At 47.8% G+C, this 26,546-nt stretch carries 25 protein-coding genes; 17 read left to right on the top strand and 8 right to left on the bottom strand.

The genetic code is table 11. From position 1 onward, the window contains the following. Window positions 1–78: 78 nt before the first annotated feature. Entirely contained in the window at window positions 79–717 is a 639-nt protein-coding gene (gene pdxH, locus Q365_RS0101340; RefSeq protein ID WP_028021650.1) for a pyridoxamine 5'-phosphate oxidase, read from the top strand. Window positions 718–824: 107 nt separating this feature from the next. Here pdxH and Q365_RS0101345 read toward each other — a convergent pair whose 3' ends face one another. Next, window positions 825–1,529, bottom strand: coding sequence for a helix-turn-helix transcriptional regulator (locus Q365_RS0101345; RefSeq protein WP_028021651.1), 705 nt, complete (start codon window positions 1,527–1,529; stop codon window positions 825–827). A 478-nt stretch (window positions 1,530–2,007) separates the two neighbouring features. After that, on the bottom strand, window positions 2,008–3,846 hold the full coding sequence (locus tag Q365_RS0101350) for an SUMF1/EgtB/PvdO family nonheme iron enzyme (protein ID WP_028021652.1): 1,839 nt from the start codon (window positions 3,844–3,846) through the stop codon (window positions 2,008–2,010). A gap of 662 nt (window positions 3,847–4,508) precedes the next feature. Between Q365_RS0101350 and Q365_RS0101360 the strand changes: the two genes are divergently transcribed. From Q365_RS0101360 to putP, 4 genes are all read left to right on the top strand, one after another. After that, complete coding sequence (locus Q365_RS0101360) at window positions 4,509–5,282, top strand: helix-turn-helix domain-containing protein (protein WP_028021653.1); 774 nt, start codon at window positions 4,509–4,511, stop codon at window positions 5,280–5,282. A 202-nt stretch (window positions 5,283–5,484) separates the two neighbouring features. Further along, window positions 5,485–8,604 (top strand): bifunctional proline dehydrogenase/L-glutamate gamma-semialdehyde dehydrogenase PutA, encoded by a 3,120-nt coding sequence (gene putA / locus Q365_RS0101365; RefSeq protein WP_028021654.1) that lies wholly within the window; start codon window positions 5,485–5,487, stop codon window positions 8,602–8,604. Beyond that, window positions 8,601–9,338, top strand: coding sequence for a hypothetical protein (locus Q365_RS0101370; RefSeq protein ID WP_028021655.1), 738 nt, complete (start codon window positions 8,601–8,603; stop codon window positions 9,336–9,338). The genes putA and Q365_RS0101370 overlap by 4 nt, the downstream gene beginning before the upstream one ends. A 53-nt stretch (window positions 9,339–9,391) precedes the next feature. Next, complete coding sequence (gene putP / locus Q365_RS0101375; RefSeq protein ID WP_028021656.1) at window positions 9,392–10,888, top strand: sodium/proline symporter PutP; 1,497 nt, start codon at window positions 9,392–9,394, stop codon at window positions 10,886–10,888. 188 nt (window positions 10,889–11,076) lie between these two features. Here putP and yieH read toward each other — a convergent pair whose 3' ends face one another. Next, window positions 11,077–11,769, bottom strand: a complete 693-nt coding sequence (yieH, locus tag Q365_RS0101380; RefSeq protein ID WP_028021657.1) for a 6-phosphogluconate phosphatase — start codon at window positions 11,767–11,769, stop codon at window positions 11,077–11,079. A 381-nt stretch (window positions 11,770–12,150) separates the two neighbouring features. Between yieH and Q365_RS0101385 the strand changes: the two genes are divergently transcribed. After that, window positions 12,151–12,816, top strand: a complete 666-nt coding sequence (locus Q365_RS0101385) for a fumarylacetoacetate hydrolase family protein (RefSeq protein WP_028021658.1) — start codon at window positions 12,151–12,153, stop codon at window positions 12,814–12,816. Here Q365_RS0101385 and Q365_RS0101390 read toward each other — a convergent pair. The 3 genes from Q365_RS0101390 to Q365_RS0101400 form a co-directional block, all read right to left on the bottom strand. Then, window positions 12,813–13,391, bottom strand: a complete 579-nt coding sequence (locus Q365_RS0101390; RefSeq protein WP_028021659.1) for a DUF1415 domain-containing protein — start codon at window positions 13,389–13,391, stop codon at window positions 12,813–12,815. The two genes, Q365_RS0101385 and Q365_RS0101390, sit on opposite strands and share 4 nt — an antisense overlap. Before the next feature lie 101 nt (window positions 13,392–13,492). Then, window positions 13,493–14,014, bottom strand: coding sequence for a CreA family protein (locus tag Q365_RS0101395; RefSeq protein WP_035024237.1), 522 nt, complete (start codon window positions 14,012–14,014; stop codon window positions 13,493–13,495). Between the two features lie 250 nt (window positions 14,015–14,264). Beyond that, entirely contained in the window at window positions 14,265–14,570 is a 306-nt protein-coding gene (locus Q365_RS0101400; protein WP_245621467.1) for a hypothetical protein, read from the bottom strand. 286 nt (window positions 14,571–14,856) lie between these two features. Here Q365_RS0101400 and Q365_RS0101410 point away from each other — a divergent pair, with 286 nt between their 5' ends. The 4 genes from Q365_RS0101410 (at window position 14,857) to gltS (ending at window position 18,327) form a co-directional block, all read left to right on the top strand. Further along, window positions 14,857–15,312 carry a hypothetical protein gene (locus Q365_RS0101410; RefSeq protein ID WP_028021662.1) on the top strand — a complete coding sequence of 152 codons (456 nt, stop codon included), beginning with the start codon at window positions 14,857–14,859 and terminating at the stop codon, window positions 15,310–15,312. A 351-nt stretch (window positions 15,313–15,663) separates the two neighbouring features. Then, complete coding sequence (locus Q365_RS0101420) at window positions 15,664–16,182, top strand: hypothetical protein (protein WP_028021663.1); 519 nt, start codon at window positions 15,664–15,666, stop codon at window positions 16,180–16,182. 211 nt (window positions 16,183–16,393) lie between these two features. Then, on the top strand, window positions 16,394–16,834 hold the full coding sequence (gene alaE / locus Q365_RS0101425) for an L-alanine exporter AlaE (RefSeq protein ID WP_028021664.1): 441 nt from the start codon (window positions 16,394–16,396) through the stop codon (window positions 16,832–16,834). Between the two features lie 263 nt (window positions 16,835–17,097). Further along, window positions 17,098–18,327 (top strand): sodium/glutamate symporter, encoded by a 1,230-nt coding sequence (gene gltS / locus Q365_RS0101430; RefSeq protein WP_028021665.1) that lies wholly within the window; start codon window positions 17,098–17,100, stop codon window positions 18,325–18,327. Between the two features lie 89 nt (window positions 18,328–18,416). Here gltS and Q365_RS0101435 read toward each other — a convergent pair whose 3' ends face one another. Beyond that, window positions 18,417–18,770, bottom strand: coding sequence for a VOC family protein (locus Q365_RS0101435; protein ID WP_028021666.1), 354 nt, complete (start codon window positions 18,768–18,770; stop codon window positions 18,417–18,419). A 28-nt stretch (window positions 18,771–18,798) separates the two neighbouring features. Beyond that, complete coding sequence (locus tag Q365_RS0101440; RefSeq protein WP_028021667.1) at window positions 18,799–19,239, bottom strand: DUF3291 domain-containing protein; 441 nt, start codon at window positions 19,237–19,239, stop codon at window positions 18,799–18,801. A gap of 247 nt (window positions 19,240–19,486) precedes the next feature. Between Q365_RS0101440 and Q365_RS0101445 the strand changes: the two genes are divergently transcribed. The 7 genes from Q365_RS0101445 (at window position 19,487) to Q365_RS0101480 (ending at window position 26,522) form a co-directional block, all read left to right on the top strand. Further along, window positions 19,487–21,694 carry an esterase-like activity of phytase family protein gene (locus tag Q365_RS0101445; RefSeq protein WP_028021668.1) on the top strand — a complete coding sequence of 736 codons (2,208 nt, stop codon included), beginning with the start codon at window positions 19,487–19,489 and terminating at the stop codon, window positions 21,692–21,694. 268 nt (window positions 21,695–21,962) lie between these two features. Further along, on the top strand, window positions 21,963–22,514 hold the full coding sequence (locus tag Q365_RS0101450) for a PepSY domain-containing protein (RefSeq protein WP_028021669.1): 552 nt from the start codon (window positions 21,963–21,965) through the stop codon (window positions 22,512–22,514). Between the two features lie 125 nt (window positions 22,515–22,639). Further along, window positions 22,640–22,897, top strand: a complete 258-nt coding sequence (locus tag Q365_RS0101455; protein ID WP_035024241.1) for a hypothetical protein — start codon at window positions 22,640–22,642, stop codon at window positions 22,895–22,897. Between the two features lie 26 nt (window positions 22,898–22,923). Next, window positions 22,924–23,703 carry a response regulator transcription factor gene (locus Q365_RS25245; RefSeq protein WP_245621468.1) on the top strand — a complete coding sequence of 260 codons (780 nt, stop codon included), beginning with the start codon at window positions 22,924–22,926 and terminating at the stop codon, window positions 23,701–23,703. Continuing rightward, on the top strand, window positions 23,700–24,905 hold the full coding sequence (locus Q365_RS0101465; protein WP_028021671.1) for a sensor histidine kinase: 1,206 nt from the start codon (window positions 23,700–23,702) through the stop codon (window positions 24,903–24,905). The genes Q365_RS25245 and Q365_RS0101465 overlap by 4 nt, the downstream gene beginning before the upstream one ends. Before the next feature lie 686 nt (window positions 24,906–25,591). Beyond that, complete coding sequence (locus Q365_RS0101475) at window positions 25,592–25,963, top strand: hypothetical protein (protein WP_028021673.1); 372 nt, start codon at window positions 25,592–25,594, stop codon at window positions 25,961–25,963. Between the two features lie 76 nt (window positions 25,964–26,039). Continuing rightward, complete coding sequence (locus Q365_RS0101480; protein WP_028021674.1) at window positions 26,040–26,522, top strand: GNAT family N-acetyltransferase; 483 nt, start codon at window positions 26,040–26,042, stop codon at window positions 26,520–26,522. The last annotated feature ends 24 nt before the right edge of the window (window positions 26,523–26,546 follow it).

The raw sequence follows: 26,546 nt of genomic DNA on the forward strand, positions 1-26,546 counted from the left end.
CTATTAATGCCATGAAATTCTCTTGAGAAAAGAGACCAGCCACATCAAAATGATGAAAACAGAAATCGGAGCACCACAATGGATTTGTATGATATTCGAAGAGAATATAACCAAGGCGGATTGAGACGCAAAGACCTGCCTGAAAACCCTGTTCAATTCTTTGAGCACTGGCTCAAACAAGCCATTGACGCGAAGCTTCCCGATCCCACTGCAATGACAGTGGCGACGGTTGACGAAAATGGTCAGCCTTTTCAACGTATTGTATTGTTGAAGCACGTGGATGATGGCGGCTTTGTTTTTTATACCAATCTCGGTAGCCGCAAGGCAAAACAACTTGCTGATAATGCACGCATTAGTTTGCATTTTCCTTGGCATCCCTTAGAGCGCCAAGTACACATCACAGGGGTTGCAGAGAAATTAAGCAAGCTAGAAGTGATGAAGTATTTCATGTCACGTCCAAAAGAGAGCCAGCTTGCAGCGTGGGCAAGTCGTCAAAGCGAGCGCATTACTGCGCGTACTGCGTTAGAAAGTAAGTACATGGAACTCAAACAACAGTTTGAGAAGGGCGAAGTGCCAGTGCCGACATTTTGGGGAGGCTTTCGTGTTAAACCTTCATCATTTGAGTTCTGGCAAGGTGGCGAGCACCGATTGCATGACAGGTTCGTCTATCAAGATGACCAAGATGGGTCATGGGACGTCGAGCGTCTAGCGCCTTAGCCGCCATTCATTGCCAAATACACAGTAAAAAAGCAGCTTAGGCTGCTTTTTTTGTGCTGGTGAGATGCATAGACGCTGTGAGTGTGCTGGTACCCATTCGGTGGGTATTACTCTGCGATCACGATGGCCATTTGTTTTTTCAGCAAGGAATCGGGGATCCTCGAACCTACGCCGAATTCAAGCGCTTTGTCGGCCAATTCGGTTTTCGATGATGCACCGAGTTTTACCCTAAGATTGGCAAAATGATTCTCGATGGTTTTGACCGACAGCCCTAGCATATCAGCGATAGATTTAGGTTTTTTTCCGTATAGGTGAAGAAAGAGGACTTCAGATTCTCGTGGCGTCAGAGATGGGCGTGTTGAGTGCTCTTTCTTGTCATGATGTATTTCATTCTCATTTTCTATGGCTTTGCACAACCACTGTCCTGCCTCCAACATGGCGCTGTTGTTGATAGCTTGCCCGTGGAAAAGAATCCCTTTTATATTCCCCTCATCATCGTACCAAGGCACTTTCGTGAAAATATGCGCACGCCACTGACCATCTGGGTAGGGATGGACATTTAAAATGCGCATGCAGCGCTCGGTTTCCATGACTTGAGTGTCTTGCCGTTGGAAAACGTCAGCAAAAACAGAGAGAGAATCTGAAAATTCAGTGCCTTTTTTACCAATAAGAGCATCAGGAGAACTGGCACCAACAAGCGTAGAAAACTCGTTGTTGACGTAAACAAAGCAAGAATGGGTGTCTTTACATCCCCAGCATCCTGGCATTTGTTCAAACACGGAAGCTAGCGGTGGGAGAGAGAGGTTTTTCATAACGCGACTAGATATACGCCTTAACATTAAGTGTATTGTAATTTCTTACATTTAGTTGCAAATGTATCATATTTTGGGCTTTTTAGGCGAAAAAAAACCGGCTCGTAGAAGCCGGTAAAGACAAGATCACAGCGACTAAGCACTGAGTCTTGTACGACGTGTAGAAGAGCCACTTATTTTCTTGTTATCAGCGTAATAACGTCGATAAATAAGTGGGACACCGAGGTAAATTCAGTGTTTAAACAGATACATACTGCAATATGTTCTGTTCGCGAATGACTATACAGAGTTACTAGAAAGTCGGACAGGGGGGGAATGGACTAGTTTGCATTTAATTGATTAATTTGTTTTTAACTAGAGATCAAGATCGCGATTGGGTGTCTTGTTATTCGTGCCTGAGAGAGCATGTTGATTACAAAAGAAAAGCCCGTCACACATTGAGACGGGCTTTCATCAATCATTGAGTCATAGCGAGAGACTAGATATTTCTAACCACTCGGAATCCCAAATAATTCGCGCTGAGGTCGGACTTCAGTTCCAAGCGTTCTGAGACGCGTGCGCTGCTTGGAGAAAAGCTCCATGCGCCGCCACGAGCTACGGGTGCTTGGCTTTCTGCCCACTCCCACACATTCCCTGCGGTGTCGTAAACGCCGAATGGGTTAGCTGGGAAACTGCCAACGGGCGACGTACTTCTGTTTGACCAAGCGGTACCGCTCCAACCTGTGTTAGCGTTGCCAACACCGATGTCGTTGCCCCACCAAAAATCTGATGCGCTACCAGCACGTGCTGCAACTTCCCACTGAACTTCAGAAGGCAGTGCGTAGTTAAAGCCAGTTTGCTTGCTTAGCCACGAAGAATAGGTGACTGCATCTTGACGAGTAATACAAACAACAGGGGAGTTGTCTGCTTGGTCAAAGCCCGGCTTGCGCCAGTTATGATTGAGTAGCTGTTTAGGCTCGCCATTGACAAGAGAGGTACAACCTTGACCTTCTTCTGCTTCCGTCACATAGCCGGTTGCAGCAACAAACTCACCAAACTGCTTCACCGTGACTGGCGTTGCAGCGATAGAGAAGGGCTGATCGACCACCACAGGCTGCTTGGCTTCAAAACCAACGTTATATTGGCCTGCGCCGATAACGACCATTTTCGGTGCCTGACGGTTGTTGGTTAGCTTGTCAGCGAATCGCTTTCCCGGTTTTGGGCGGTTCTCCTGCTCTCTGAGGCTGGCCCATACAACGGAATCTTTGTTCATGTTCATTTGACGGCTATAAGGTTCGAACCCTGGCTTTTCCACTGTCAGTTGATGTTGGCCCGCAGGCAACATGATTTCCACAGGGGTAGATCCGTAGGTAACGCCGTTAATGGTGACATTGTCTTCAAAGCGATTTGAGCGAATTTTGACGTTAACCCAACGTTTAGCTTGCTGCTTTGGTGTCGCTTTTGCAGCAGTAAATGATTTATCAACACAGTAACGCTCTGCAAAATCAAGCAACTTACACGCAGCGTTGTCATCAGGCTTGCTGCGCATTTCCGCTTGCAAGCGCGTGATGTAACGGTTGTTACCGCTAAATCCGCTGTCCACCACGTTGCTGTTCATTACGTGAATGTTGAACGAGACACGGTTGGCATTCAGCTTGGCTGTCGAAGATTCCGTTACTTTGTCTAAAACGTGTGATTGAAAGGTGTTAACGGCTTTTTGCATGGTCAGGGTTTTACCCTGATTGGAACATGCAGCTAACGTCATCGACTCGCTACACGTAATGGTGTGAACCACTTCGATGGTATCGGCAAACGTCAGTTCTTGACGAAGGCGCTTCACACGCGCTTCTTTCTTCGACTCTTGTAAGTTTTCAAGCGAGCTCACCAACAATTGTTTCTGGCGGTTTTCGCCTTCGACAATGCGCTGTTGTTCGGCGACGGCTTGATCATTACTCAGCGTCAAAGTTTGATTTTCTTTTACCGCTTTCCATGCAGCTTGGTAATCATCTTTATACTGCGTGAGATCGGTGTCAGGATTTTCAATGAGGCGACGGAATTGTTCGTCTAGACGCTCTTGCGCCATTGTCCGTCTTTTTTCCAAATCAATCGCTTTAGTCGCCAAATTTTCACGTTCGGAGAGTAAAGCGTCCAGTCTATCTCTTTGCGTCTGGAGGTTTTCAGCATGAGAGCCGATTTCACTTCTTTTATCTGCTAGCTTTTGTTCCAGAGCAACGACCGGGTCATTGGTTGCTACATTGGTTTCATTGGCAAGCGATTGACCACTAAGAAGAATCGGCGTTAGCGCGAAGACCAACGCGGTGATGCGATTACTTTTCATATGTCCCTTGCGTATTCTCAGAATTTCAATAGAAAAGCGTTGTCCCAAATAGCTAGATTAACACGTCAGTGTCATTTAGCTCGTCCATGTTACTAATTATTTGATGCTTATCGTTATTAATCAATATCTATATTTTGATAAACAACTCAATAATTAACGGTGACATTTAGTTGACGCCAAAAATATAACGCGTTAACTGCTTAATGAAATAGAAATAATGGCGAGTTTGACGTTCAATTATTATTTAGCGTCATATTATTGACGACGTGGAAAATAATTTTAATTCCGCGGGTAGGTTAACGACACAATGAAACAGTGAGGATCGCTTTCATCGGAACGATGATCATGAAGGGATCTTGCGTGTATTGATTCGAAAGCATGATCAAGCGTTGTAAAACCTACAGAATCAGTGGCCGACTGATATTAAGTTATTAATTTACAGTTACTTATGTGTATTTTCGTGAAGTGCAGAGTATATGGGTGTTCTTGTCTACCTTGATCAAACTCGCGCTTTCGTTGAGATCATGCACAAAAATCGAGTCGAAATGACATTGCCCGTAGTTTACGCATCTCTTGATCATCTTTCCGTGGTGATTTTGCTTCTCGTTTTTATGTGATGCGTGGCAGAATGACAAGTTGTTAAGTCACCTATCATTATATCTATGGCATCTGAATTTAAGCACTCGCAAGTCATGGCTCTTCCCAATCATCCGTCGTTGCATGCGCACGACTACCGTCAGGTTGTGATTGGGTTGCAAGGCCAAACAGAGTTTGAGCTTTCTGGGCGCGGCAGTCTTGTCGGGCCGGGTCAAGGATGTCTGGTGTCTGAGTCAGAGCTTCATGCGTTTTCCGGCGTAGGGCACAATGAAATCCTGGTGATAAACCTTCCCGAGCCTCTGTTGTTGGGGGAGCTAAGCATGAAACAGAAAGTCGATACGCTGTTTGCAAGAGAAGCGTACTTCCAATTGGATAGCCAAGCACAAACCTTAGTGAAGGCGCTGACCGCTGAAATGGTGGCAAATCCAAATGACAAGCTGTTGGGGCGCGCCTGTGCCGATACCTTGTTGTGTGTGATGGAACGACATTTTCGTGACCAACTCGCTCCGCGCCGTCATGGGCATCGCTTGAATATGGATATTATTGATCTCTATATTCGACAACACATCAGTCGCAAGATCAGCGTGGCACAAATGGCAGGCTCGGTATTTTTGGCCGAAAGTCAGTTCCACCAGCTGTTTAAGACACAAGTGGGTATGACCCCGCATCAATACGTTTTGATGCGACGTTTTGAGCTTGCACAAGAATTGTTACGCTCCAGCGAACTGAATCTCACGCAGATCTCAGACAGCTGTGGTTTTGCTTCTCAGAGCGGATTCACCTCTGCATTTTCTCGCCAGTTTGGCATTTCCCCTTCTCGCTTCCGCCAGCAAGACTGATCTAAATCAAGAGATATGAAACAAATTGTTATCAGGCAACAGAAGCTGCGGTTCTCTGTTTGTTAATGATCGGAGTTTTTTGCAATAATGCCGCAGAATTTTGAAAGACTCCGCATCGCATCCTACCTAGAATCGGTCGTTAATCTAACATATTAGTAACATATGCCACTGTGTTGTGGTCATAGGAGAGAGGAATCTGCTTATGTTGAAAGCGACCGATGTGTTGTTGCCAAGCTATCTTGAGCAGTCAACAAAGGAACTGTGGGCGTCAATTTCGTCGCACTATTGCGTGGATGAAAGTGAGCTGTTGGAATCATTGATTCCTTTGGCGACGCCTTCAGCGCAAGAGCGTGATGAAGCACAATCGCGCGCCGCCGAGTTGATCGAACGTGTAAGAGCGGACAAAAAAGCCGTTCAGATGATCGATGCCCTGTTGCTTGAATACAGTCTTGATACCCGCGAAGGCATCTTGCTGATGTGTTTGGCTGAAGCGCTAATGCGCGTGCCAGACGCGAAGACGGCAGATGCTCTAATCCGTGACAAACTCGGCGTGGCAGATTGGAAAGCGCACCTTAAAGGGTCGGACTCTCTCTTCGTGAATGCGTCGACGTGGGGCTTAATGTTGACGGGTAAAGTCGTCAATTTGGATGAGCGAGAAGAAAGTACACCAAGCAAAGTGATTAACCGCTTGGTGAACAAGATGTCGGAACCCGTGATCCGCCAAGCCATGCACCAAGCGATGAAAGTGATGGGCCATCAGTTTGTATTGGGTCGCGACATCAATGAAGCACTTGGCAATGGTAAACCGCAACGACAGAAAGGCTTTACCTACTCCTTTGATATGTTGGGTGAAGCGGCACTGACCAGGCAAGACGCGCAAAAATACCTCAACGATTATATCCAAGCCATTGAGACCGTGTCTGACCACCTAAGTGTGGGCGATGCGCCAGCCCCTTCTGTGTCCATCAAACTCTCAGCGCTTCATCCGCGCTATGAAGTCGCGAATGAAGAACGTGTGCTGAGCGAGTTGTTTGAGACTGTGCTGGGTTTATTGAAACGCGCTCGTGAATTGAACGTCGCCATTACCATTGATGCGGAAGAAGCCGATCGCTTAGAGCTGTCATTGAAGCTGTTCGAAAAACTATTTACCCATGAAGATATCAAATGCTGGGGTCAGTTTGGATTGGTCGTGCAAGCCTATTCTAAACGCGCACTCCCTGTGATCGTGTGGCTGGCTGCGCTTGCGCGCGAGAACAGCACCATGATTCCAATGCGACTGGTGAAAGGGGCGTACTGGGACAGCGAGATCAAACTGTCTCAACAAAACGGCTTACAAGGTTATCCTGTTTATACGCGTAAAGAAGGCACTGATGTCGCCTATCTTGCTTGTGCTCGTTTTCTATTGTCTGAGCATGTTAGCGGCCTTATTTTTCCGCAATTTGCCAGCCACAACGCACAGACGGTATCGGCCATTTCTGCCATGGCACGCCATGATCAGTATGAGTTCCAACGCCTGCATGGCATGGGAGATGCTTTATACGCGCATGCCCACGATATGTTCGGCCAATCTGTCAGAATCTATGCGCCAGTCGGCAATCACAAAGATCTGCTCCCATATTTGGTGCGTCGTCTTTTGGAAAACGGCGCTAACAGTTCGTTTGTTCATCGTCTTGTGGATGCAAGATGCCCAATCAGCGATTTGACACAACACCCTGTCGATATGCTTGTTTCGCGTCCTTCGCTTCATAATCCGCGCATACCAATGCCAAGCGAGATTTTTGGTGAATCACGTAAAAACTCTGCGGGTGTGGCCATTGATATTGAAAGTGAATGGCAGAGCTACGATGCACGCGTTCAGCAACACATGACGACGCAATGGAAAGCGGGTCCCATTATCAATGGTGAACGTTTATTGGGAGACCACCATACAGACAATCACACCGTTGTCGCGCCTTATGATCACCGTCTTGAAGTCGGTTCAATGCGTTGGGCGACAGCGGAAGATGCGGATGCCGCGTTAGTGGCGGCGACAAACAGCGTCGATACATGGCAAGCTGTTAGCGCAAAGGAAAGGGGTAAGTACTTACTCCTACTGGCGGATAAGCTTGAAGAGAACTTGGGCGAGCTGGTGGCACTTTGCCATCGCGAAGCTGGCAAGACAATACACGACAGTATTGATGAAGTGCGTGAAGCGGTTGATTTTCTTCGCTACTACCCAGTAGAAGCGGAAAAAATAATGGAAAACGGCCAGCACTTTACGCGTTTTGACGGCAGCACAGCGACCCTTCGCCGTGAAGGTCGTGGCGTGTTTACCTGCATTAGTCCATGGAACTTCCCGCTTGCGATTTTCATCGGCCAGATTTCTGCTGCGTTAGTGACAGGTAATACCGTGGTGGCAAAACCGGCTGAACAATCGTCATTAATTGCCTTCCGCACGATAGAGCTATTACTGGAAACAGGTATCCCAGCAGGTGTTATACAACTCCTACCAGGAAGCGGTGCGGTGGTCGGTAGTGCGTTAACGGGCGATGAACGTATCGCAGGTGTGGCATTTACAGGTTCAACCCCAACCGCGCAGCGCATCAACCAAACCCTTGCTTCTCGCCAAGCACTGCCAGTGCCGTTTATCGCAGAGACGGGTGGACAGAACGCCATGATCGTCGACAGCACAGCATTGCCAGAGCAGGTAGCTCGTGATGTTGTGCGTTCAGCGTTTGCTTCAGCGGGCCAACGCTGTTCTGCGCTGCGCGTGCTGTATGTGCAGCAAGATGTTGCTGAGCGAGTGATTGGTCTCATCAAAGGCGCAATGGCAGAAATGCACGTTGGCTTGCCTTACTTACATGCGACCGACGTAGGGCCAGTGATCGATGAGCTCGCACAATCAAAACTGCAAAAACACATCGATGAACTGTTCAAAACCAGCACCTTCATTGCCAAAGCGCCGATGGGCAGCGAAACCCGCATAGGGACGTATATCGCCCCTGTCGCGTTTGAAATCAACAGCATCTCTCAGTTGTCGCAAGAACACTTTGGCCCGATTTTGCACGTGGTGCGCTATCACGCTGATCATCTCGATCGCGTGATTGACGACATTAACCACGCAGGGTTCGGCCTTACTCTTGGTGTTCATAGCCGAAATGAAAGTACCTACCGCCACATTGAATCACGCGCAAAAGTGGGTAACTGCTATATCAACCGCGATCAAGTTGGCGCGGTTGTGGGCGTGCAACCCTTTGGTGGGCAGGGCTTGTCTGGAACAGGGCCAAAAGCGGGTGGGCCGCATTACCTCTATCGCTTCACTAAAGAGGAGGTAGTGGCATGAACAAACTTCAAGGATTGCAGAAAATGACGGATATCGAGCGCTTGGCAGCACAAAGCTTGTCTGTATGGGAAGAGTGGAATGGTCTTGGCGTGAGTGGTCGTCGCGTGTTGCTTGGCGCTTGGGCTGAGAACGTGGGTCAACGAGGGGGTGACTTCGCGATTGCTGCCCAAATGATTCGCTTCCATTTGCAGCAAGCAGAAGCATTACTTGAGCCAGTGCATGATATGCCGGGCCCAACGGGAGAAACCAATGAACTGTATACCGCAGGGCGTGGGTTATTTCTGGTCGCTGGTGATGAGTCGTTGTCGTTAGCGGGTTTAGCTGGGCAAATCGTGGCGGCGCTAGTGGCAGGAAATTGTGTGTTGGCCGCAGTACCGAACACACTTCGCCATGAAACTGACGCGCTATTGGCTGATTTAGTGAAAGCGAGTGCACCACACCGTCTTGTACTAACCACAGAATTCGAAACGTTAGATGACGTGTTGAAGCACGCGCCTATTTGCGGCGCTGCGGCCATCGCAAGCGAAACACGTCTGATTGAAATTAACCGTATTTTGGCCTCTCGCGATGGGGTACTGGTTCAGTTTGTTGCTGAAAGCAACACAGAGCAGCTCCCTATTGTCGCGTCGCCAACCTATCTGCTTCGCTTTATTACCGAGCGAACGCGCTCTATCAATATCACTGCTGTAGGAGGCAATGCGACGTTATTGGAACTCGGCAGTGGTGAACATTAATCCAACCAGAATTGGGCGCCTGATTTTGGCGCCCGTGTATTGAGGGAAATAGAATGATTGGAAACAGCGTTGCAATCAGTGCCACGTTTATCGTGTACCTGATTCTTATGCTTGGTATTGGCGTTTACGCCTACAAACGAACGTCGAACTCGGAAGATTACTTCTTGGGTGGTCGTTCGCTTGGCCCTTGGCCTGCAGCATTGTCTGCGGGTGCATCAGACATGAGCGGATGGTTACTGCTCGGGTTGCCTGGCTACGCTTATGCTGCAGGTGTTGAATCGCTATGGTTAGCGGGCGGCTTGTTAGCGGGTACTTACTTAAACTGGCTGATATGCGCCAAAAGGCTTCGTACTTACAGTATTGAAGTCGACAATGCGCTGACCATTCCTGAATTTTTATCGCGTCGCTTTGAAGACAACTCCAAACTTCTGCAAACGATCTCTGCCTTTTTCATTTTGTTGTTCTTCCTCTTCTACACCAGCTCTGGCCTAGTAGCGGGTGGCAAGCTGTTTGAAACCGTTTTTGGTCTTGATTACAGTGTCGCAGTGGTCATTGGTACAGTCTGCGTGGTGTCATATACTCTCTTTGGTGGTTTTCTGGCGGTTTCTTGGACCGACTTGGTGCAAGGTTTATTGATGTCTGCGGCGCTAATGATTGTGCCGATCGCCACAATGGAAGGCTCGTTTACTGACTTACCCGGTCAATTGGCAGCGAAAAACCCAGAGTTGCTAACCCTTTGGAACGATGTCAGCGGCGAACCACTGTCTGCCATTGCGATCATTTCTCTTGTCGCGTGGGGCCTAGGTTACTTTGGTCAGCCGCATATTCTGGCGCGTTTTCAGGCGACCCGAACCAACAAAGACATCACCACTGCACGTCGTATTGCCGTGGTATGGAGCGCGGTTTCAATGATTGGTGCCGTTCTGATTGGCTTGGTCGGCATCTTGTATGTTGATCAACACCTTGGCGGTGAGCTGGCCGATGGTGAGACCATTTTCATGTACTTGGTGAACGCAGCATTCCACCCAGTGATCGCGGGCATTTTACTGGCAGCAATTCTGGCGGCCGTTATGAGTACCGCGGATTCTCAGCTTCTGGTGTCGTCGTCTGCACTGGCGGAAGACTTCTACAAACAAGTGTTCCGTCCAGACGCTTCTACGAACGAAGTGGTCATGGTGGGTCGCTTTGCAGTGATTGGCTTGTCCATTGTGGCACTGGCATTGGCGATGAACCCTGAAAGTTCGGTTCTAGGCCTCGTGTCTTATGCGTGGGCAGGCTTTGGTGCAGCGTTTGGCCCTGCCTTGCTATTGAGCTTGTTCTGGAAAGACATGAACCGTAATGGCGCATTAGCGGGTGTTATCGTCGGTGGTGTCACTGTTGTGGCTTGGAAGCAAGTTTCTGGTGGTATCTTCGATATTTATGAGATTGTTCCAGGCTTTATCCTTGCATCTGTCGCTATCATTGCCGTGAGTAAAATGACTGGTGGTGCGAAAGCCACTGTGATGCAGCGTTTTGATGATTATGAGAAAAGCTTGAAAACTCTGCCTTAAGACAGAACACAAACGCGATAATTTAGAGATATCTATACCCAATCAACCTGATGGCCTCTGAAATCGAGCATCTTCAGGTTGCTTGGGTATAAAGGGGGAGTGCGTAAGCATTCCTCCTTTTTTATTGATGTTGATCGTGCAGAGGGAGAGGAATAGCACTTCTTTTGAACGATGTTATCTAAACGAATTTACGCCCAACTGTTAGAGAGGGGAAGACGAGACATCAATGATTGAAGTTCTTTAATGGATCTAACGCATGTCACCAGCGGGTGATCCACCTGAGCCCGTTTTCCGCTGTTAAAGTATATTGTCCTCATACCCGCATTCACGCCCGCTTGGACGCCAATAATCGTGTCATCTACGAACAAACACTGATCCGTTGGCGCAGCCATGTTCATGGCAGAGTAGTGAAGTAAATCTGGCGCAGGTTTCCAACTGTTCGCATCAAAAGCACTAAACAAGCGACCTGTAAAATGTGGTAACAGCCCTGTCATTCCAAGCGACATCTCCATTTTCTCAATAGGTCCATTGGATGCCACACACATGTCCACTCCGGCCTCTTCCAGCATGCTCAGTAACTCAGGCACGCCTTCTATCGGCTGAAGATGGGTCTTGAACAGCTTTTCACACTTTTGACGATACAGAGGCTCGAGTTCATCTAGCGAAATCGACAGCCCGTGTCGCTCGCAGGTTTGCAAGAGAACATCTGCGAGCTTGCCACCTTGAAAGTTATCTAAACATTCTTGTAAATCAAGCTCGACACCATAGTGTGCAAACACATCAACCATGGCTCTCTGGCTGAGTATTTCACTGTCGACTAACGTACCGTCGCAATCGAAGATGACGCAAGATAAGGGCATATCGTAGTCAAAAAGATTCATTCGATTTCAGTTAACCTAGTTGAATGATCGGGTATACAGTAAGCCTTGACCTGACTAGTTAATTCAACAACATGGTATTTAGTAAATTGCCAACTAGGTCTTACCATTCCGCGTGACTAGCCGGAAAAATCAACGCCAGATCTAGTTTTATTATAAGTAAGTCAATGCGTTAAAAGTGAGACGTATTTCCATTGAAATCAACCATGTTCAATGCAACGTCAGTCAGAGTTCGTGATTCATCAAATCGCCATCTTGTCGTCATTGGGCATATTCATTTAACAGGGAAAGTGTCTTTCTTTGTTAACGATTAGATCAGGTACACTGACGAGATTGGCTACGAATCAGAGACATTGAAAACAGAAACGCAGGGAAGGAGAAGACATGTATTCACATCAATGGCTAAACGGTGATGAGATTAAGTTACCAACAGGGAAAGTGGTCTGTATTGGTCGAAACTATGTTGAGCACGCGCAGGAACTCAACAACCCAGTGCCCGATGAACCTGTGTTATTTATTAAACCTTCAACCGCACTCGTCGGTACAGCCTCTGACGTCGTGCTTCAAGCTGCACTGTCCCCTATTCATTATGAAGCCGAGTTGTCCGTGTTGATTGATAAGCCTTTGACCCATGCGTCAGCGGATGAAGTGCGTGAGGCCATTGTAGGTGTGGGTGTTGCCCTTGATTTAACAAGGCGCGAAGCACAGAGCGCGCTTAAAGAGAAAGGTTTGCCGTGGGAGATTGCCAAGGCTTTTGACGGCAGTTGTGTGCAATCTCCGTTTGTTCATATGGGTGAAACCGATGACCTTGCTGCGCTGCAATATGGGCTAGACATCAATGGCGCGTCGCGTCAGCGGGGAGATACAAGCTTGATGATCACACCGGTTATTAGTTTGATATGCCATCTTACTCAGTATTTCACGCTGCTGCCTGGAGACATTGTGCTGACAGGGACACCAAAAGGTGTCGGTCAACTCAATGACGGCGACGCGCTCACGCTTTCATTGTCTGGTGAAACGGTCGCACAATTTAACTGTGTAGAAAGTTAGTTGCGTGGCGTCGCCCTAAACAAATAGGGGAACAGGGTTTTCTTTTCCGATTCGGAAAGCCCACACACGCGGTCGATGTTGATCTGAGGAATGTCTTCCGCGTTCCCACCATAGTATTTGAACGCTTTCTCGATACTCGCTTCGCGGATGAGATGAAAAACCGGGTATGGCGAACGATTGGTGAGGTTACTTTCGTCCTCTGGCTCTACATCTGCAAAACAATAATCTGGGTGGAAACTGGCAATCTGATAAATCCCTCGCCAGCCAAACTGGTCAACGAGCATGTCTGCGACATCCAAAAACTGATTATACTCGTCAAAGTCTTGGAAAATATTTGGGGTAACAACCAAGGTGGTTTCGAGCTCTGCCGCGTCACTGGTGTCGAGCAGTGTCAGTTCGGCAAGCAAGCAATCCATGACTGTTTGATCGTCCGTTCCCTCACACACTTCGATTTTGATTTGTTTGTTACGTTGTGGCTTGGCAGCAAAAGGGCAGAGGTTGAGGCCAATCACGACCTGTTCTAACCATTGTGTGGTTACGTGTTCGATGTCTTCAACGGAAAGCTGCGTAGTCATGGTAAGTACCCTATTAGATGCAAGCGGGTATCTTAGCGAGCGGAACGGGAAAAGCCTACGAACAAGGGTGATTTGCAGTGTAAATCACCCTTGGTTGCTGCTTAATTGGTCGCGACAGGGGCTGTCCACGCTTTGGTTCCCCAAAGAGGAACGGTAGAAAGGCTGTGTTTGTGGCTACCTTGGGTCTCTTTGGTTGAGTAAGACAGATACATCAAGGTTTGGTTTTCGCTGTCGAAAATGCGGCGAATCTTCATGGATTTGAACAGAATACTTTTTGATGCGGTAAAGACCACTTCACCTGATTTTGAACGATCCACATTTTCAATCATCGCTGCGGTAATTTCACCGGTTTGACGACACGAGATCCCCATGTCTGATGGGTCTGAAAAATCCAAATCGGCTTTAACATGGCTGATGTGACAGGTTACGCCCGGCACTTCTGGGTCATTGAAAATTTGAATTTTGATGTCTTTGGTGGTGAACAAGCCCAAGCTGACGTCTCCCACTTCATTGTCTGAGCAACCTGCCAAGGAAAGTGCGAGAACTGAAGCCGCAAGCAATGGGCGTGAAAAAGCACGAAGTGAAGCCAGAACTGAAGTGTTAGGTCGCGTTTTAGGTCGCATAGCGGGATAACCTGCTTATTGGTTGGTTTAAAATGGGTATAACCGTGAAGAGATTCACTTTAACAGTGGCCTGCACCATTTGTCTAACAACGACTTATCATCGAAGCAAACAGTCACAGGAAGTGACAATAGGGCGCGACGCATTGAAACGGCGCGACCTGCGTTGTCATTGTCGTGAGTCATGCATGAGGGGTTAAATGCGTGTGGCGACTTTCGGTGATAAAAGCAATCTTAAAGCGTTAAGGTGAAATTAGTTAAATTGTGCGTCGCCAGGTTTGCGCTCCAAACTTTCAGGGTTGAACGTTCGAAGTTCATCATAAGCATCGCAATAACTTGCCGTAAGGTTGTATTTCTCACGAGCCGCCTCGATTTTACGTTCTGCGATACGACGACTGTCAGCGCCGTTGCGATTTGAGCTAAAAATACGCTGCTGAGTGAACAACTCTTGCGTGAACTTTTGTTTGCAAATCGACTCGTTTCTTTCTGTTACCACTTCCCCTAACGTTTCTTTCTTTGCTGCAAACGTTGTGGATGTCGTCAGAAGAGTAAAAAGCATCGTTGTTACAAAGAGATAACGCATCGAGTGAACCTCATAATGAATCGCCTAAATTAAAGATAGTTCACACGCGACCGCCTCTCCAGTGAGACAGGTGAATGATTGTTGATGCAGGGAAATTTATTGTTGAAAACCCTTTGCTCTCAATGGAAGACGAGATGATTAGAGTTGTTGAAAATGTGCACTGATATCGGTGTGGGTTAACATTCTTGCGAAAAGAGAGATGAAGCGAAGGAAGGTTTGGCGTTATCTTCTTCTTTTCGATGGAACGACAGCGACGTAGCAGATGCCAAAACAGGTTAATAGTTCATACTTACAACTCTTTATGCGTGAGTCAGACACCGCAGCCATGCTCGATATCGACCGATTGCCAGATGTGTCTGATGTCGATGCAATTGCACTTTTTGATTGGATGTCGAGCAAGCGGTCTTTTTCAACCGCCGACGTGAGTGGTCAGCGTTGGATAAAAACGTGTAGCGCGGGTTATATCACTGAATTGTTTTTGCACACTGATGGCTCGCTGGAAGAATTCACACTCTTTAATCGGTTGCCAACAAAAGGCAGTTGGAAGCTGGAACAAGGCGTATTGGACATTGAAATCTTCAAGGGTAGTAATACCTATCGGAGCCGAGTGATAGCCAACAAGTCGGTCAATATTCACTCCGCCATCGAATATAAGAACGGCGAACTGCACTCTTATTTGAAACTTGCCCACATCATGCCCGTCGCGCAAAGTGCTTAGATCTTTCGAATAGATTTTTCGCATAGCTCTTTCGCCATAGACTTTTCGCTTAGATCTTTCGCGTAATTTTTACGCTTAGTTTTCTCGCTTAGCTCTCGCGCTCCAAACATTGCCAAAGCCAGCATTATGCTGGCTTTGTTCCGTTTTAATGCTAAGAAAAACACAGTATTGAAAGCTATCGGGTATCCGCTCGTTCTGTTCTCAACTATACCTGAAGGTGTATCAACCTGAACGGTCTGAAGATATCTGCGGATTCCTGCATCTATAGATGGCTTGGATATTCGCCCATTAGGCCGAGGCGTCAACGATTTTGAGAATCGCTATGCAAGATGATAAACAAGGAGTGAAGGTTTGCGAGTAGGAATGCCAACGTGGGTGATTGTGGCCATAGGTCTTGTGCTGAACATTGTTGCCGCCTTAATGACAAACTTTGTGATTGATGACTTGGGCGAGGAGGCCGCTTTAGTGATTGAGACGCAAACCAACAATAACCAAATCATTCAACTTACGTGGCAACAAGTTGATGCCCTTGAGCGCCGTCGTGAGACCATCACTATTATCTTGGCGAGTAATACCGACAGTGAGGCTTTGACGGCGATGTTCAGCCAAAGGCTACTGTCTTCGTTTAACGACATGGCTGATATCAACATTTCTCTGCAGAACATGCCCATGATTATGTCCAGTATCGATAAGAAGCAGGATCTCCTGAGAAATAAGATTGATACGCTATATCTCGATAACCTAACCTTGGCGGAAACTCAACGCGATTTGGCTGGGAAGATTTCTGCCTATCGAAACCTCGCATTGTTCCTACAGGTACTTGGGCTGGCGCTTATCATGGCAAGAGACCTTTCTAGGAAGTCAAAATAAGCCTGTAAACACAGCAAGATACTCCTCCAATATTCTTTGGTGTTTAATTCTATTTTTGTCATTTAAATAAGAATTAATCACTACACATTTCGATAAATATGTTGTCAAAATTTGCCCGTCTTTTGTTCTAATAGCCGAATAACGTGTTCACGTTTTAAGACTTTTTAGCAGCGTTTTGCTGCACTATTTTGATGCGATTTTGGGGTGAGAAATGAAAGGCGCTAACCGCGTTCGTTCTGTCGTGGCTGACATGTTTGCCATGGTGGTGTTTTGCTTTGTGACGGGCATGATGATCGAGATCTTCGTGTCTGGTATGTCGTTTGAACAATCGCTGGCATCTAGACTGTTATCGATCCCAGTGAACATTATGATCGCGTGGCCTTACGGCGTGTTTCGAGACAGCATCCTTTCATTTGCGAAACGCCGCTCGTCTTCACGGTTGAGCAAACGTGCCGCCGATTTCTTTGCTTACGTGACGTTTCAATCGCCAGTGTACGCGGCCATCTTGTTTAGTGTGGGCGCAGAGCCGAGTCAAATCATCACCGCTGTCGCGAGTAATGCTGTGTTATCAGGCATTTTGGGTATGTTCTACGGCGTGTTTCTTGAGCGTTGTCGCCGAGTGTTCCGCGTCGAGGTGCTCACTGCGGCGTAATGTCGTAAACCATGCCATGAAAAAAGAGGGTCAGCGAGCGTGAACATCACGTGTGTATGTTTGCCAAACACACACTTCGCCGCTGACTGTTTTCCTCACTTATCATCATGCCTGTAAATTGATAGCAATGTAGACTTCCTCGCAAAAAGAAAGTACCAGAATCCATTATCCACCACTCAGCTAAGTTATTGCTGTTTCGATTTTTTCCCTGTGGTTAGCTATCTGCACTCAGTAATCATTCGCAATGATGGGTCAGATAAACAATGGACGTTTTACTCGAACAAAATCTCATTCAAATTAATGCGTTTTTCGCCGTAACGATAGGGATCCTCGTGCTCTTTATTGGTCGACGACTTAACCAAGCGATTCCCTTTTTGAAAGAATTCAGTATTCCAGAACCCGTCACTGGCGGTATTTTGTTCTCGGTGCTTTTCTCTCTTTTCTATGCATTTACCAGCCTTGAGGTGTCTTTCAACCTAGTGGCGCGAGACATTCTTCTCGTCTACTTCTTTACCACGATTGGCATTAACTCTAGCTTGAAAGACCTGATGCAAGGCGGAAAGCCGCTGGTGGTTTTGCTGCTCATTACGATTGGTTACATGGTGATTCAAAACTTAACGGGCATTAGTGTTGCAAGTCTGTTTGGGCTAGATGCGCCTGTGGGTCTGTTAGGTGGCAGTGTTTCATTGATTGGCGGTCACGGTACGGCGATTGCCTGGTCACCGCGGATCGCGGAAGAGTACGGTATTTCGAATGCAATGGAAATTGGCATTGCGAGCGCAACCTTTGGTTTGATCCTTGCCAGTTTGATGGGGGGACCCATTGCCAAGTTCTTGATCAATAAGCACCAGTTAACGCCCAATAGTGTCGAACCGTTAGATATTGGCTCTGCGGATAACAAAGCCCCAGAGCAAATCAACAGCTTTGATTTTCTTGATGCCGTGTTTGCTATTCATGTTTGTATTATTTTGGGCTTTGGTATCAATGAAGGCATTAGCCAGTTAGGTTTGCAGTTACCGTTATTTGTGAGCTGTTTGTTTGCCGGCATCATAATGACGAACGTTGTGCCTAACTCACTTCCACGACTCACGGGTACCAAATGGCCTTCTCGTAAACCGGCGGTTGCGCTGCTGGCTGACATTTCACTAGGTACCTTTTTAGCCATGTCTTTGATGAGCATGCAGCTATGGACGCTGATCGATTTGGCGGGGCCTATTTTCACCATTCTTGCTGCGCAGTTCTTGGTGGCGATTTTGATCAATATCTATGTGGTGTTTCCAGCCATGGGCAAGAACTTCGATGCGGCTGTCATTTGTAGTGGCTTTGGCGGGATTTCATTGGGTTCAACACCAACCGCCATGGCTAACATGTCAGCGGTATCGCAACGTTACGGTAACTCTCACCTTGCGTTCATTATCGTGCCGCTAGTGTGTGCTTTCTTTATTGATTTGGTGAACGCACTGATGATTCCGTTCTTCCTTTCAAACTTCTAATGACAAGCGCGACGTGGGCGAGAGTCAAACGTCGCTTTTGGAATGAAGCCGATTCACAAAAAGATAAAGCCGCTGATGCGGCTTTTTGCTTATTTGTCTGACCAAACCGCCAGTTCATTACCGCTCGGCTCGGTGAAGTGAAAGCGTCGTCCTCCAGGAAAAGAGAAGATGGATTGGACGATTTTTCCGCCGCTTTCTTGTACTTTGGCTTGGGTGTCCTCCAATGCATCGCTGTACAACACGATGAGCGCTGAGCCATTGGCAGTATTTGCACATTGATCGGCACGGAAGAACCCGCCATCCACCCCTTGATCAGCAAAGGCAGTGTAATCTGGCCCGTAGTCGGTAAACGTCCAGCCGAAGGCATCTGAAAAGAATGATTTTGTCGCGTCTAAGTCGCAAGCTGGGAATTCAACGTAATTGATTTTTCCGTTCGGGTTCATGAAGTGCTCCTTTTGGGTTGCGTGAGGGCTAGGCGGGTGGCGAAAAGATGTCTGCGAACGTGAAGGCGTGTGCGCTATCACCGTGTTCACGGAGGTATTCCAAACGCTCGACGGCTTCTTGCAACGATGGGATATGTCCGTCTTCGACCCACCACATGACATAGGTGTGAGTCTTCGGCTTTTCAAACCATTCACTGCGACGTTTCATGATGTTCAAGTGGTGGGTTTTGAACATAAAGGTTTTCAACGATTCCACCGAGTCCCACACAGATAAGTTGACCAATAGGTTTGGGTCGTCAAAGACCTGAATGTCTGTCGCATTGCCCGAATCATCCTTCAGTCGCCACACAAAACCCGGTGAGGCTTCCGCCATGGCATTCACAGGGTCAAGGTTATCGACAAAATCTTTCATGACCGGATCATCCATCGCGGTTTTTGCTTGGGCAATGTTCAGTTCTGCAAGTTGCATGACAGGGCTCCGTTATCGTGGCGACAAACGAAAACATTGTCATGTCTGTGAGCGTGAGACCATAGAACATGTCATCAACCCGATGTTTGATCTCAATAATGTTGCAACGTGAAACCGGCATGTCTCAAATTGACTGTTCTGAGGCACATTTACGCGGCATCACCAAATTGCCATCTCACTGTCATGTGATTGTCACCGCCAGAGGAAAAAGTAGCGCCGTCTTATTTTGGTATTTAGGAGTTTTCCCATGCGTGCGAAGCATACCCTTCTTCTCTCTTTTCTAGCGGCATCGGTGACGGCGGGCGTTCACGCTGCAGACAAGCAGTCGTTCCACCGAATCAGTGCGTTTTCAACGGACAATAATATTCCGGCAGGTGTAGAACGTACGCATGAAAGCTCTGCGGAAATCATTGCCGTCAGTGAAGATGGCAACACCTTGGTGTATTCCGACAGCCCGTTAGATGGCATCGGCATGGTGGATATCCGCGACCCTAAACAACCACGAAGCAAAGGTTTTATCTCAATGGGAGGTGAACCAACCGCCGTCGACGTGGTAGGAAACACCTTTGTTAGCGCCATTAATACCTCGCAAAGCTACACGCAACCGTCCGGTTTTTTGCTACAAGGCCGTTTGGATACAGGCAAGCAAATTGCCAAGTGTGATTTAGGCGGACAGCCGGATTCTGTTGCCGTGGCAAAAGACGGCAGCTTTGTCGCGATTGCCATTGAAAATGAGCGCGACGAAGACTTGAACGACGGCGTGTTACCTCAATTCCCTGCCGGCCATTTGTCACTCATTCCGCTAGCCAATGGCGTGTTGGATTGTGATGGACAAAAGAAAGTCGCGATGACGGGGTTGTCTGATATCGCGCCTAGCGATCCGGAACCTGAGTTCGTTGACATTAATGCCTTGGGCGAAGTGGTGGTGACGCTGCAAGAGAACAACCACCTCGTTGTGGTCAATGGTAAAACGGGGACGGTGATCAACGACTTCTCTGCCGGAGATGTGGATCTAAACAACGTCGATTTGGATGAAGAACGCGCCCTAACGTTTGACGGTAAGCAAATGGCGCGCAAACGCGAACCTGATGCCGTGAAATGGCTCGATGACACACGCTTTGTCACCGCAAACGAAGGCGATTATCAAGGCGGTTCGCGCAGCTTTACTATCTTCGATAAGAGCGGGAAAGTGCTGTTTGAATCTGGATTAGATTTTGAATACCGCGTGGCGCTGGCAGGGCACTACCCAGAAAAACGCTCGGGCAACAAAGGGGTAGAGCCAGAAGGCCTAGAAGTGGGCACGTTTAATGGCGAACGGTTTATCTTTGTTACCTCTGAGCGCGGGTCACTGGTTGGCGTTTATCGCGATACGGGTTCAGCGCCGGAATTTGTGCAATTGCTGCCTTCTGGCATTTCCCCTGAATCCGCTGTGGCGATCCCAAGCCGTGGTTTATTGGCGACCGCAAACGAAACGGATTTGATTGAAGATGGCGGCGCACGTTCGCACGTGATGCTGTACCAAGTGACAACGGATGCACCGGCTTATCCGCAAATTGAATCGGTGATGCAAGATGGCAAACCTATTGGCTGGGGCGCATTGTCCGGTTTGGTTGCCGATCCTAATAACGAAAACACCTTGTATGCAGTCAATGACAGCTTCTACAAAGCGCAGCCTTCTATCTTCGTGATTGATGCGTCAACTCAACCTGCGAAAATCACCCAGCGCATTTCGGTTACCGCCAACGGTAAGCCTGCACAAAAACTGGATTTGGAAGGGATCACCACGGATGGAAAGGGCGGTTTTTGGCTAGCCTCTGAAGGGCGAAAAGACAAAAACGTTCCGCATGCGCTGTACCGAACAGATGCAAACGGAAAGATCATTGATACCGTTGGTTTCCCTGCGGAGCTATTGGCGGTAGAAGAGCGTTATGGCGCAGAGGGTATCACCCGCGTTGGCGACCACCTTTGGATTGCGATTCAGCGTAGCTGGAAAGATGACCCAGAAAACACCGTTAAGTTGGTGCAATACAACACCAAGACAGGTGAGTGGAAAGCCGTACGTTACCCAACCGATGTGGCAAAAAAAGGCTGGATTGGCTTGTCAGAAATTACAGCGTATGACGGCGCGTTGTACATCATTGAACGCGACAATCAAATTGGTGATGCGGCCAAGGTGAAGCAATTGACTCGCGTTGTCATGGCGGGTGTAGAACCCGCGCCGCTGGGTGAGTCGTTGCCTTTGGTCAAAAAAGAGGTGGTGTATGACTTCATCCCTGATTTGAAAGCGACTGGTGGCTACGTTACTGACAAAATTGAGGGCTTTGCCATCACCAATAGTGGTCATGCCTTCGCCATTACCGATAATGACGGTGTGGATGACAGCAGCGGTGAAACCTTGTTCTTCTCGCTAAAACAAGGCGGCAAGGCTGTGGACTTTGCCACATTGCGTCCGTAACAACGACAGCTCCGACACGCTTAATGTGTTGATTTGAAAACCTATTCAAACGCCAGTGCCTACTGGCGTTTTTTATTTCACGCCGCCCAATTATTTTTACACTGTAAAACCTCGATTTTGTGATTTGTTGTGAACAAGACAGCGCGCCAAAGCGAACCTTACAAAAATGTATAGTTCAGGAAAGCTCCTTGAAAACGACACCGCGTAAAGTTATCTCATCGACAGCAACACAGACTGTCGCACAAAAAACAATAACGAGGACGTGACCATGAAAAATACCATGAATTTTAAACCTGCTGCTGTTTCTGTACTTCTTGGCATGAGCACCATGATGGCGATGGGTGCCGCCCAAGCGAGTGATGCGCCAACATCACTGAATCAAGATGCGGTTTCTCTGCTTCAAGCGGTTGAAATAGCCAAAAATGAAACGGGCGCGGTGGCTTTAGAAGCTGAGCGTGATATGAAAAAAGGGCAGGCGGTTTACGAAATTGAACTCGCGTCTGCTGACGGTCAAGAGCTTAAAACCATCATTGATGCCCAAACGGGCGATGTCATCTTGACGAAAAAACGTCGTAATCATGACCACGACGATCATGATGACCAAGTGGAAAACGCCATGTGGGTATCTGGACTGAAGAACAACACCTATGTGTCTTTAGAGCAAGCCGTTGCGCAAGCAGAAGCCGAGTTTGGCGGCAAAGCTTGGAGTGTGGATGTTGATGATCACTGGGGTGACATTACCTATGAAGTCGAACTGTTGGATGCCAATGGTAAACGCGTAGAAACACACATTGATGCGATGGTGCAAGCGGCCAAATAAAACCGCACAACCTTACAATCACACACTCAATCAAAACAAAACCACAATACGATGAACGAGTGGTGGCAACGCCACTGCCCACATTGATTACGGCACAGATATCGCTGTGCCGATGAGGAGTCATTATGCGTAAATTGATGTCAAACCTATGGTTACGTGCAAAAGCAATGTCGAAACGAGTACGAGAAGACGGCCTGACGACAGTCATTGGCGTTGTGAGTTTTTCTCTGCTTTTCATGCTGGGACTGGTTACACTAGGAATCACACTGTTAGCGGGTGTGGCGGCCATGGTCATCGCTGCATGGAAACAACGTCAGTTTGAAAACGACGTTGCCAACCCAACGTATAAAAACGCTAACGACGAGCCAATTGCTGCGGTGTAAACCCCAGCGTGACAGAGAGAAAATGCATGCGAATATTACTGGTTGAAGACGATGTTAGTCTTAGCAGTTTTGTTGAAAAAGGGTTTCGTGAAGCGGGCCATCAGGTTGAAGTGACTGACAATGGTAAATATGCGTTAACCCTTTGCATGACCGAACAATACGATGTGGCGGTGGTGGATCGCATGCTTCCCGGCTTAGACGGTTTGTCCTTAGTGAAAGCACTCCGCGCCGCTCAAATCGGCACACCGATATTATTTCTTACTTCACTGGGCGGCGTTGATGATCGCGTGGAAGGGCTTGAAGCGGGTGGCGATGATTACCTGACCAAGCCTTTCGCTTTTTCTGAACTGCTGGCGCGAGTCACTGCGCTATCTCGCCGCTCGGTATTGAAAGCCAACGAAACCAAGCCAGAACTGAGTTACGACGACGTGGTGATCAACTTGTTTGAACACACGGCAACGCGACAAGGTGTGGCGCTCGATTTGCAGCCCAAAGAGTTTCGTATCCTCGAACTATTTTTGCGCCACCCGGGGCGCGTGATCACGCGTACCATGCTGCTTGAGCATGTGTGGGACATTCACTTCGACCCGCAAACCAGCGTGGTAGAAACCCATATCAGCCGCTTAAGAAACAAGATTGAAAAACCCTTTGGCGACAGCTTGATCCAAACCGTGCGTGGCGCGGGCTATAAGCTTGATCGCAAGGTACGCTCAGACAGTGCAGACAGTGCAGACAGTGCAGACAGTGCAGACAGTGCAGACAGCGAAAAGACATCGCACTCGGGTGATCTCGGGGGCGATAAATGATCGCCTCCTATCTCGCATCGGCACGACGGTTTTTCTCTCGCCGCAGATTATTGGATCGACTCCCGCCTTGGATGAAAACCTCCGCGACACAGCAAGGATTAATGTTTGGTGCCGTCTCTTTGCTCAGCCTTGTGCTCATGGCGACAGTGACGTTTGTTTATGTTGACCATGAACTGAGTAGCCAAAATCGCGAAATCGTCAAAGAGTCTCGTGAATTGGCGAAGAGGCATGACAAAAAGGTTGATGACGACCCCATCGAAGATGACGAAATTCTGGCTGTACTCACGTCAGGATTCATCCTTGCGGGTATCTTGGTTTCACTGTTTACGACCGTCATCGTGATAGCGATGGGGCGCTTGAGCCAAAAGCGTATCAACCGCATTGAACGTGTATTGAATTTAGCCGCCGATGGAGATTTATCTGCGCGTACCGGTGAGCGACATACCTATAACGACCTAGCCCGAATATCGGTATCCGTCGATGAAATGCTGTCCCGCCTTGAAGGCTCGGTCGCAGCAATGAGTGACATTTCTGCCAACATCGCTCACGAACTAAAAACGCCCATTACGCGTTTACGTCATAACCTTCTGACGCTCCGCGACGAGGCAGAAGCGTTGAACGTGACTGAGCAAGATGCCTTTATGCAGGAGCTTGATCATGCATTGGCGGATTCACAACGACTAGCTTCTATTTTTGATGCGCTTTTGCGTATCTCCCAAATTGAATCAGGGGCGCGTCGAAGCCGTTTTACACAAGTGGATTTAGTACAAATCATGGATACCGTGACGGAAATCTATGGTGATGTCGCTGAAGATGCCGGAATGCTGCTGGTGGTGAATATGCCAACCGAACCGCTTTTGTTGCAGGGCGACAGAGAGCTGCTTATTCAACAAGTCGCGAACTTGATTGAAAATGCCTTGAGATACTGCCCTGAAGGCAGTCAGATCCAGCTAAGTTGCGGCAGTTCGTTAACGAGTCACGATCTTTGGCTCACTGTTGAAGATAACGGCCCAGGTATTCCTGAACCGGAAAGAGAGCGGGTGTTTGAGCGTCTATATCGCGTCGATAAAAGCCGCACTGACGGTGGTTTAGGGCTGGGACTATCGCTTGCCAAAGCCGTGGCAGGCTTGCATCACGGCACCATCACGCTCACAGACAGTAAGCCAGGCTTGGGGGTTACTGTGTCGATGCCGCAATCATGATAGTTTTGCGATTTGTCATCAGTGATAAATCGCATTCTATCGTTCCCACCTGCACTCCTTTCGCTTTTCTACCGCAAAGCCATCTGCACATGGGCATACCCTCGCTTTAGGATTTTGTTGCCTGAATGGGATGCCTATTCATAACGATCAAACATGCCTCTAAGAGTCACTAACAGGTCGCCAAAAGGCTTAAGTAAGTTCGGCGTCATATCGTAAGATTTTGAAGTGTCGTTATTTTAGTGTCGGATAAAAGCCGAAAAAGGTTCATTTCAATGAAGAAAGCTCGTTGCTCTCATTGTGATGCTATTACGGAGAACCTCCCTGTATCTCATGTGTGCAAGCAATGTGGCATGTTCTCAAATGATTGGTACATTTATGATTGGGCCGCATTTGTTAGTTTTAAGCGTATGCATATTGTGATGAACTGGGTCGTATTCACGATGAGTCTCTCTTGCCTAGCAGCAATCGTGTTCTTAGGTATTGATGATTTCTTTCTGTGGTTGCTTTCACTGTTAGCGTTCCCCGCAGTGTATGACCTATTTAAGTCGTATGGTGCTTTAAGAGATCAGGATAAATATCAAGGCCATAGAATGAGAGATACTTGCTCTTGGATACCACTGATGTGACGAGCGAACGAGCAAGAAAGAGTGATGTGTGAATTAACGTTGTATCAACAAGGAAGGTCAATGAAAGTTTTAACATATATCGCGTTACTCTCTATCGCAGGGTCATTTTCGACAAGTGCATTTGAAGTAGAGAAAGCAGACTGGGTCAACGCGATGAAAACAGCGCTACCCACTGCATTCTGTGCCCCTCAACAGTATTTTCGACAGTGCTTTGATGTCACTCCCGTGCAGTGCGAAGAAACCGCGGCATCAGCAACGCGAGTTTGTTTGAGCAACTATCAAGATAGCTTGCCTGAGACATTCGTTCAGCCAAATGATGGGGCACACTGGGGAACTATTGTTGGGACATGTGCAGGCGAAGCCTATATCGCCACACTTCCAGAAAAGTACTTAGAAAGTGAGAAATGCGACAATCCAGACAATTGGCGATAGGAGGTATTTCTCCGCTGATATGTGAATCAGTATCTTCCGAACTTCCGTATCATCTTGTTTAAGGCAAAGCAGACAAATGAAACCTGATTTATCAGGAAACCGAGTTGATTTAAGAACCATCGAAACGCGTGATGCCGAAGATCTGTTTGAGATTTATGGCAACGCCCAAACGATGGAATTTGCATCTGACCCCGCATTTAGTTCCCAAGGTATGATTAAGCAACTGTTGGAAAGCGTAACGCGTCTAGAAGCCTCTGGTGAGTCTTTAGAATGGGCAGTGGTAGAGCGGTCAACTAACAAGGTTATCGGTACGTGTGGTTTGCATAGTTTTAGTCACAGCGGGGATGCTTGTGAAGTTGGCTGCTTGCTAAATTCAGCGTATTGGCGACAGGGCTATATGTCAGAAGCGCTCCCTTTGTTGTTTTCCCATGCAAAATCATTGGGTATCGGAAAGCTTTATGCTGACATTGAAAGTGGCAATTTTCGCTCTCAGGCTTTGTTTGAAAAATTGGGTTTTAACGTCAAAAGTGGGCGGTTTGAATATACTCAATCAATCTGAATTTCGCATCGTCAGGTTGATTGG

It is taken from the genome of Enterovibrio calviensis DSM 14347 (assembly GCF_000621165.1).
GTDB lineage: Bacteria > Pseudomonadota > Gammaproteobacteria > Enterobacterales > Vibrionaceae > Enterovibrio > Enterovibrio calviensis.

What these genes read in the sequence shown, in the direction of transcription:
- pdxH (WP_028021650.1), top strand. Translation starts at nt 79, where the DNA reads ATGGATTTGTATGATATTCGAAGAGAATATAACCAAGGCGGATTGAGA.
- Q365_RS0101345 (WP_028021651.1), bottom strand. Translation starts at nt 1,529, where the DNA reads ATGAAAAACCTCTCTCTCCCACCGCTAGCTTCCGTGTTTGAACAAATG.
- Q365_RS0101350 (WP_028021652.1), bottom strand. Translation starts at nt 3,846, where the DNA reads ATGAAAAGTAATCGCATCACCGCGTTGGTCTTCGCGCTAACGCCGATT.
- Q365_RS0101360 (WP_028021653.1), top strand. Translation starts at nt 4,509, where the DNA reads ATGGCATCTGAATTTAAGCACTCGCAAGTCATGGCTCTTCCCAATCAT.
- putA (WP_028021654.1), top strand. Translation starts at nt 5,485, where the DNA reads ATGTTGAAAGCGACCGATGTGTTGTTGCCAAGCTATCTTGAGCAGTCA.
- Q365_RS0101370 (WP_028021655.1), top strand. Translation starts at nt 8,601, where the DNA reads ATGAACAAACTTCAAGGATTGCAGAAAATGACGGATATCGAGCGCTTG.
- putP (WP_028021656.1), top strand. Translation starts at nt 9,392, where the DNA reads ATGATTGGAAACAGCGTTGCAATCAGTGCCACGTTTATCGTGTACCTG.
- yieH (WP_028021657.1), bottom strand. Translation starts at nt 11,769, where the DNA reads ATGAATCTTTTTGACTACGATATGCCCTTATCTTGCGTCATCTTCGAT.
- Q365_RS0101385 (WP_028021658.1), top strand. Translation starts at nt 12,151, where the DNA reads ATGTATTCACATCAATGGCTAAACGGTGATGAGATTAAGTTACCAACA.
- Q365_RS0101390 (WP_028021659.1), bottom strand. Translation starts at nt 13,391, where the DNA reads ATGACTACGCAGCTTTCCGTTGAAGACATCGAACACGTAACCACACAA.
- Q365_RS0101395 (WP_035024237.1), bottom strand. Translation starts at nt 14,014, where the DNA reads ATGCGACCTAAAACGCGACCTAACACTTCAGTTCTGGCTTCACTTCGT.
- Q365_RS0101400 (WP_245621467.1), bottom strand. Translation starts at nt 14,570, where the DNA reads ATGCTTTTTACTCTTCTGACGACATCCACAACGTTTGCAGCAAAGAAA.
- Q365_RS0101410 (WP_028021662.1), top strand. Translation starts at nt 14,857, where the DNA reads ATGCCAAAACAGGTTAATAGTTCATACTTACAACTCTTTATGCGTGAG.
- alaE (WP_028021664.1), top strand. Translation starts at nt 16,394, where the DNA reads ATGAAAGGCGCTAACCGCGTTCGTTCTGTCGTGGCTGACATGTTTGCC.
- gltS (WP_028021665.1), top strand. Translation starts at nt 17,098, where the DNA reads ATGGACGTTTTACTCGAACAAAATCTCATTCAAATTAATGCGTTTTTC.
- Q365_RS0101435 (WP_028021666.1), bottom strand. Translation starts at nt 18,770, where the DNA reads ATGAACCCGAACGGAAAAATCAATTACGTTGAATTCCCAGCTTGCGAC.
- Q365_RS0101440 (WP_028021667.1), bottom strand. Translation starts at nt 19,239, where the DNA reads ATGCAACTTGCAGAACTGAACATTGCCCAAGCAAAAACCGCGATGGAT.
- Q365_RS0101445 (WP_028021668.1), top strand. Translation starts at nt 19,487, where the DNA reads ATGCGTGCGAAGCATACCCTTCTTCTCTCTTTTCTAGCGGCATCGGTG.
- Q365_RS0101450 (WP_028021669.1), top strand. Translation starts at nt 21,963, where the DNA reads ATGAAAAATACCATGAATTTTAAACCTGCTGCTGTTTCTGTACTTCTT.
- Q365_RS0101455 (WP_035024241.1), top strand. Translation starts at nt 22,640, where the DNA reads ATGCGTAAATTGATGTCAAACCTATGGTTACGTGCAAAAGCAATGTCG.
- Q365_RS25245 (WP_245621468.1), top strand. Translation starts at nt 22,924, where the DNA reads ATGCGAATATTACTGGTTGAAGACGATGTTAGTCTTAGCAGTTTTGTT.
- Q365_RS0101465 (WP_028021671.1), top strand. Translation starts at nt 23,700, where the DNA reads ATGATCGCCTCCTATCTCGCATCGGCACGACGGTTTTTCTCTCGCCGC.
- Q365_RS0101475 (WP_028021673.1), top strand. Translation starts at nt 25,592, where the DNA reads ATGAAAGTTTTAACATATATCGCGTTACTCTCTATCGCAGGGTCATTT.
- Q365_RS0101480 (WP_028021674.1), top strand. Translation starts at nt 26,040, where the DNA reads ATGAAACCTGATTTATCAGGAAACCGAGTTGATTTAAGAACCATCGAA.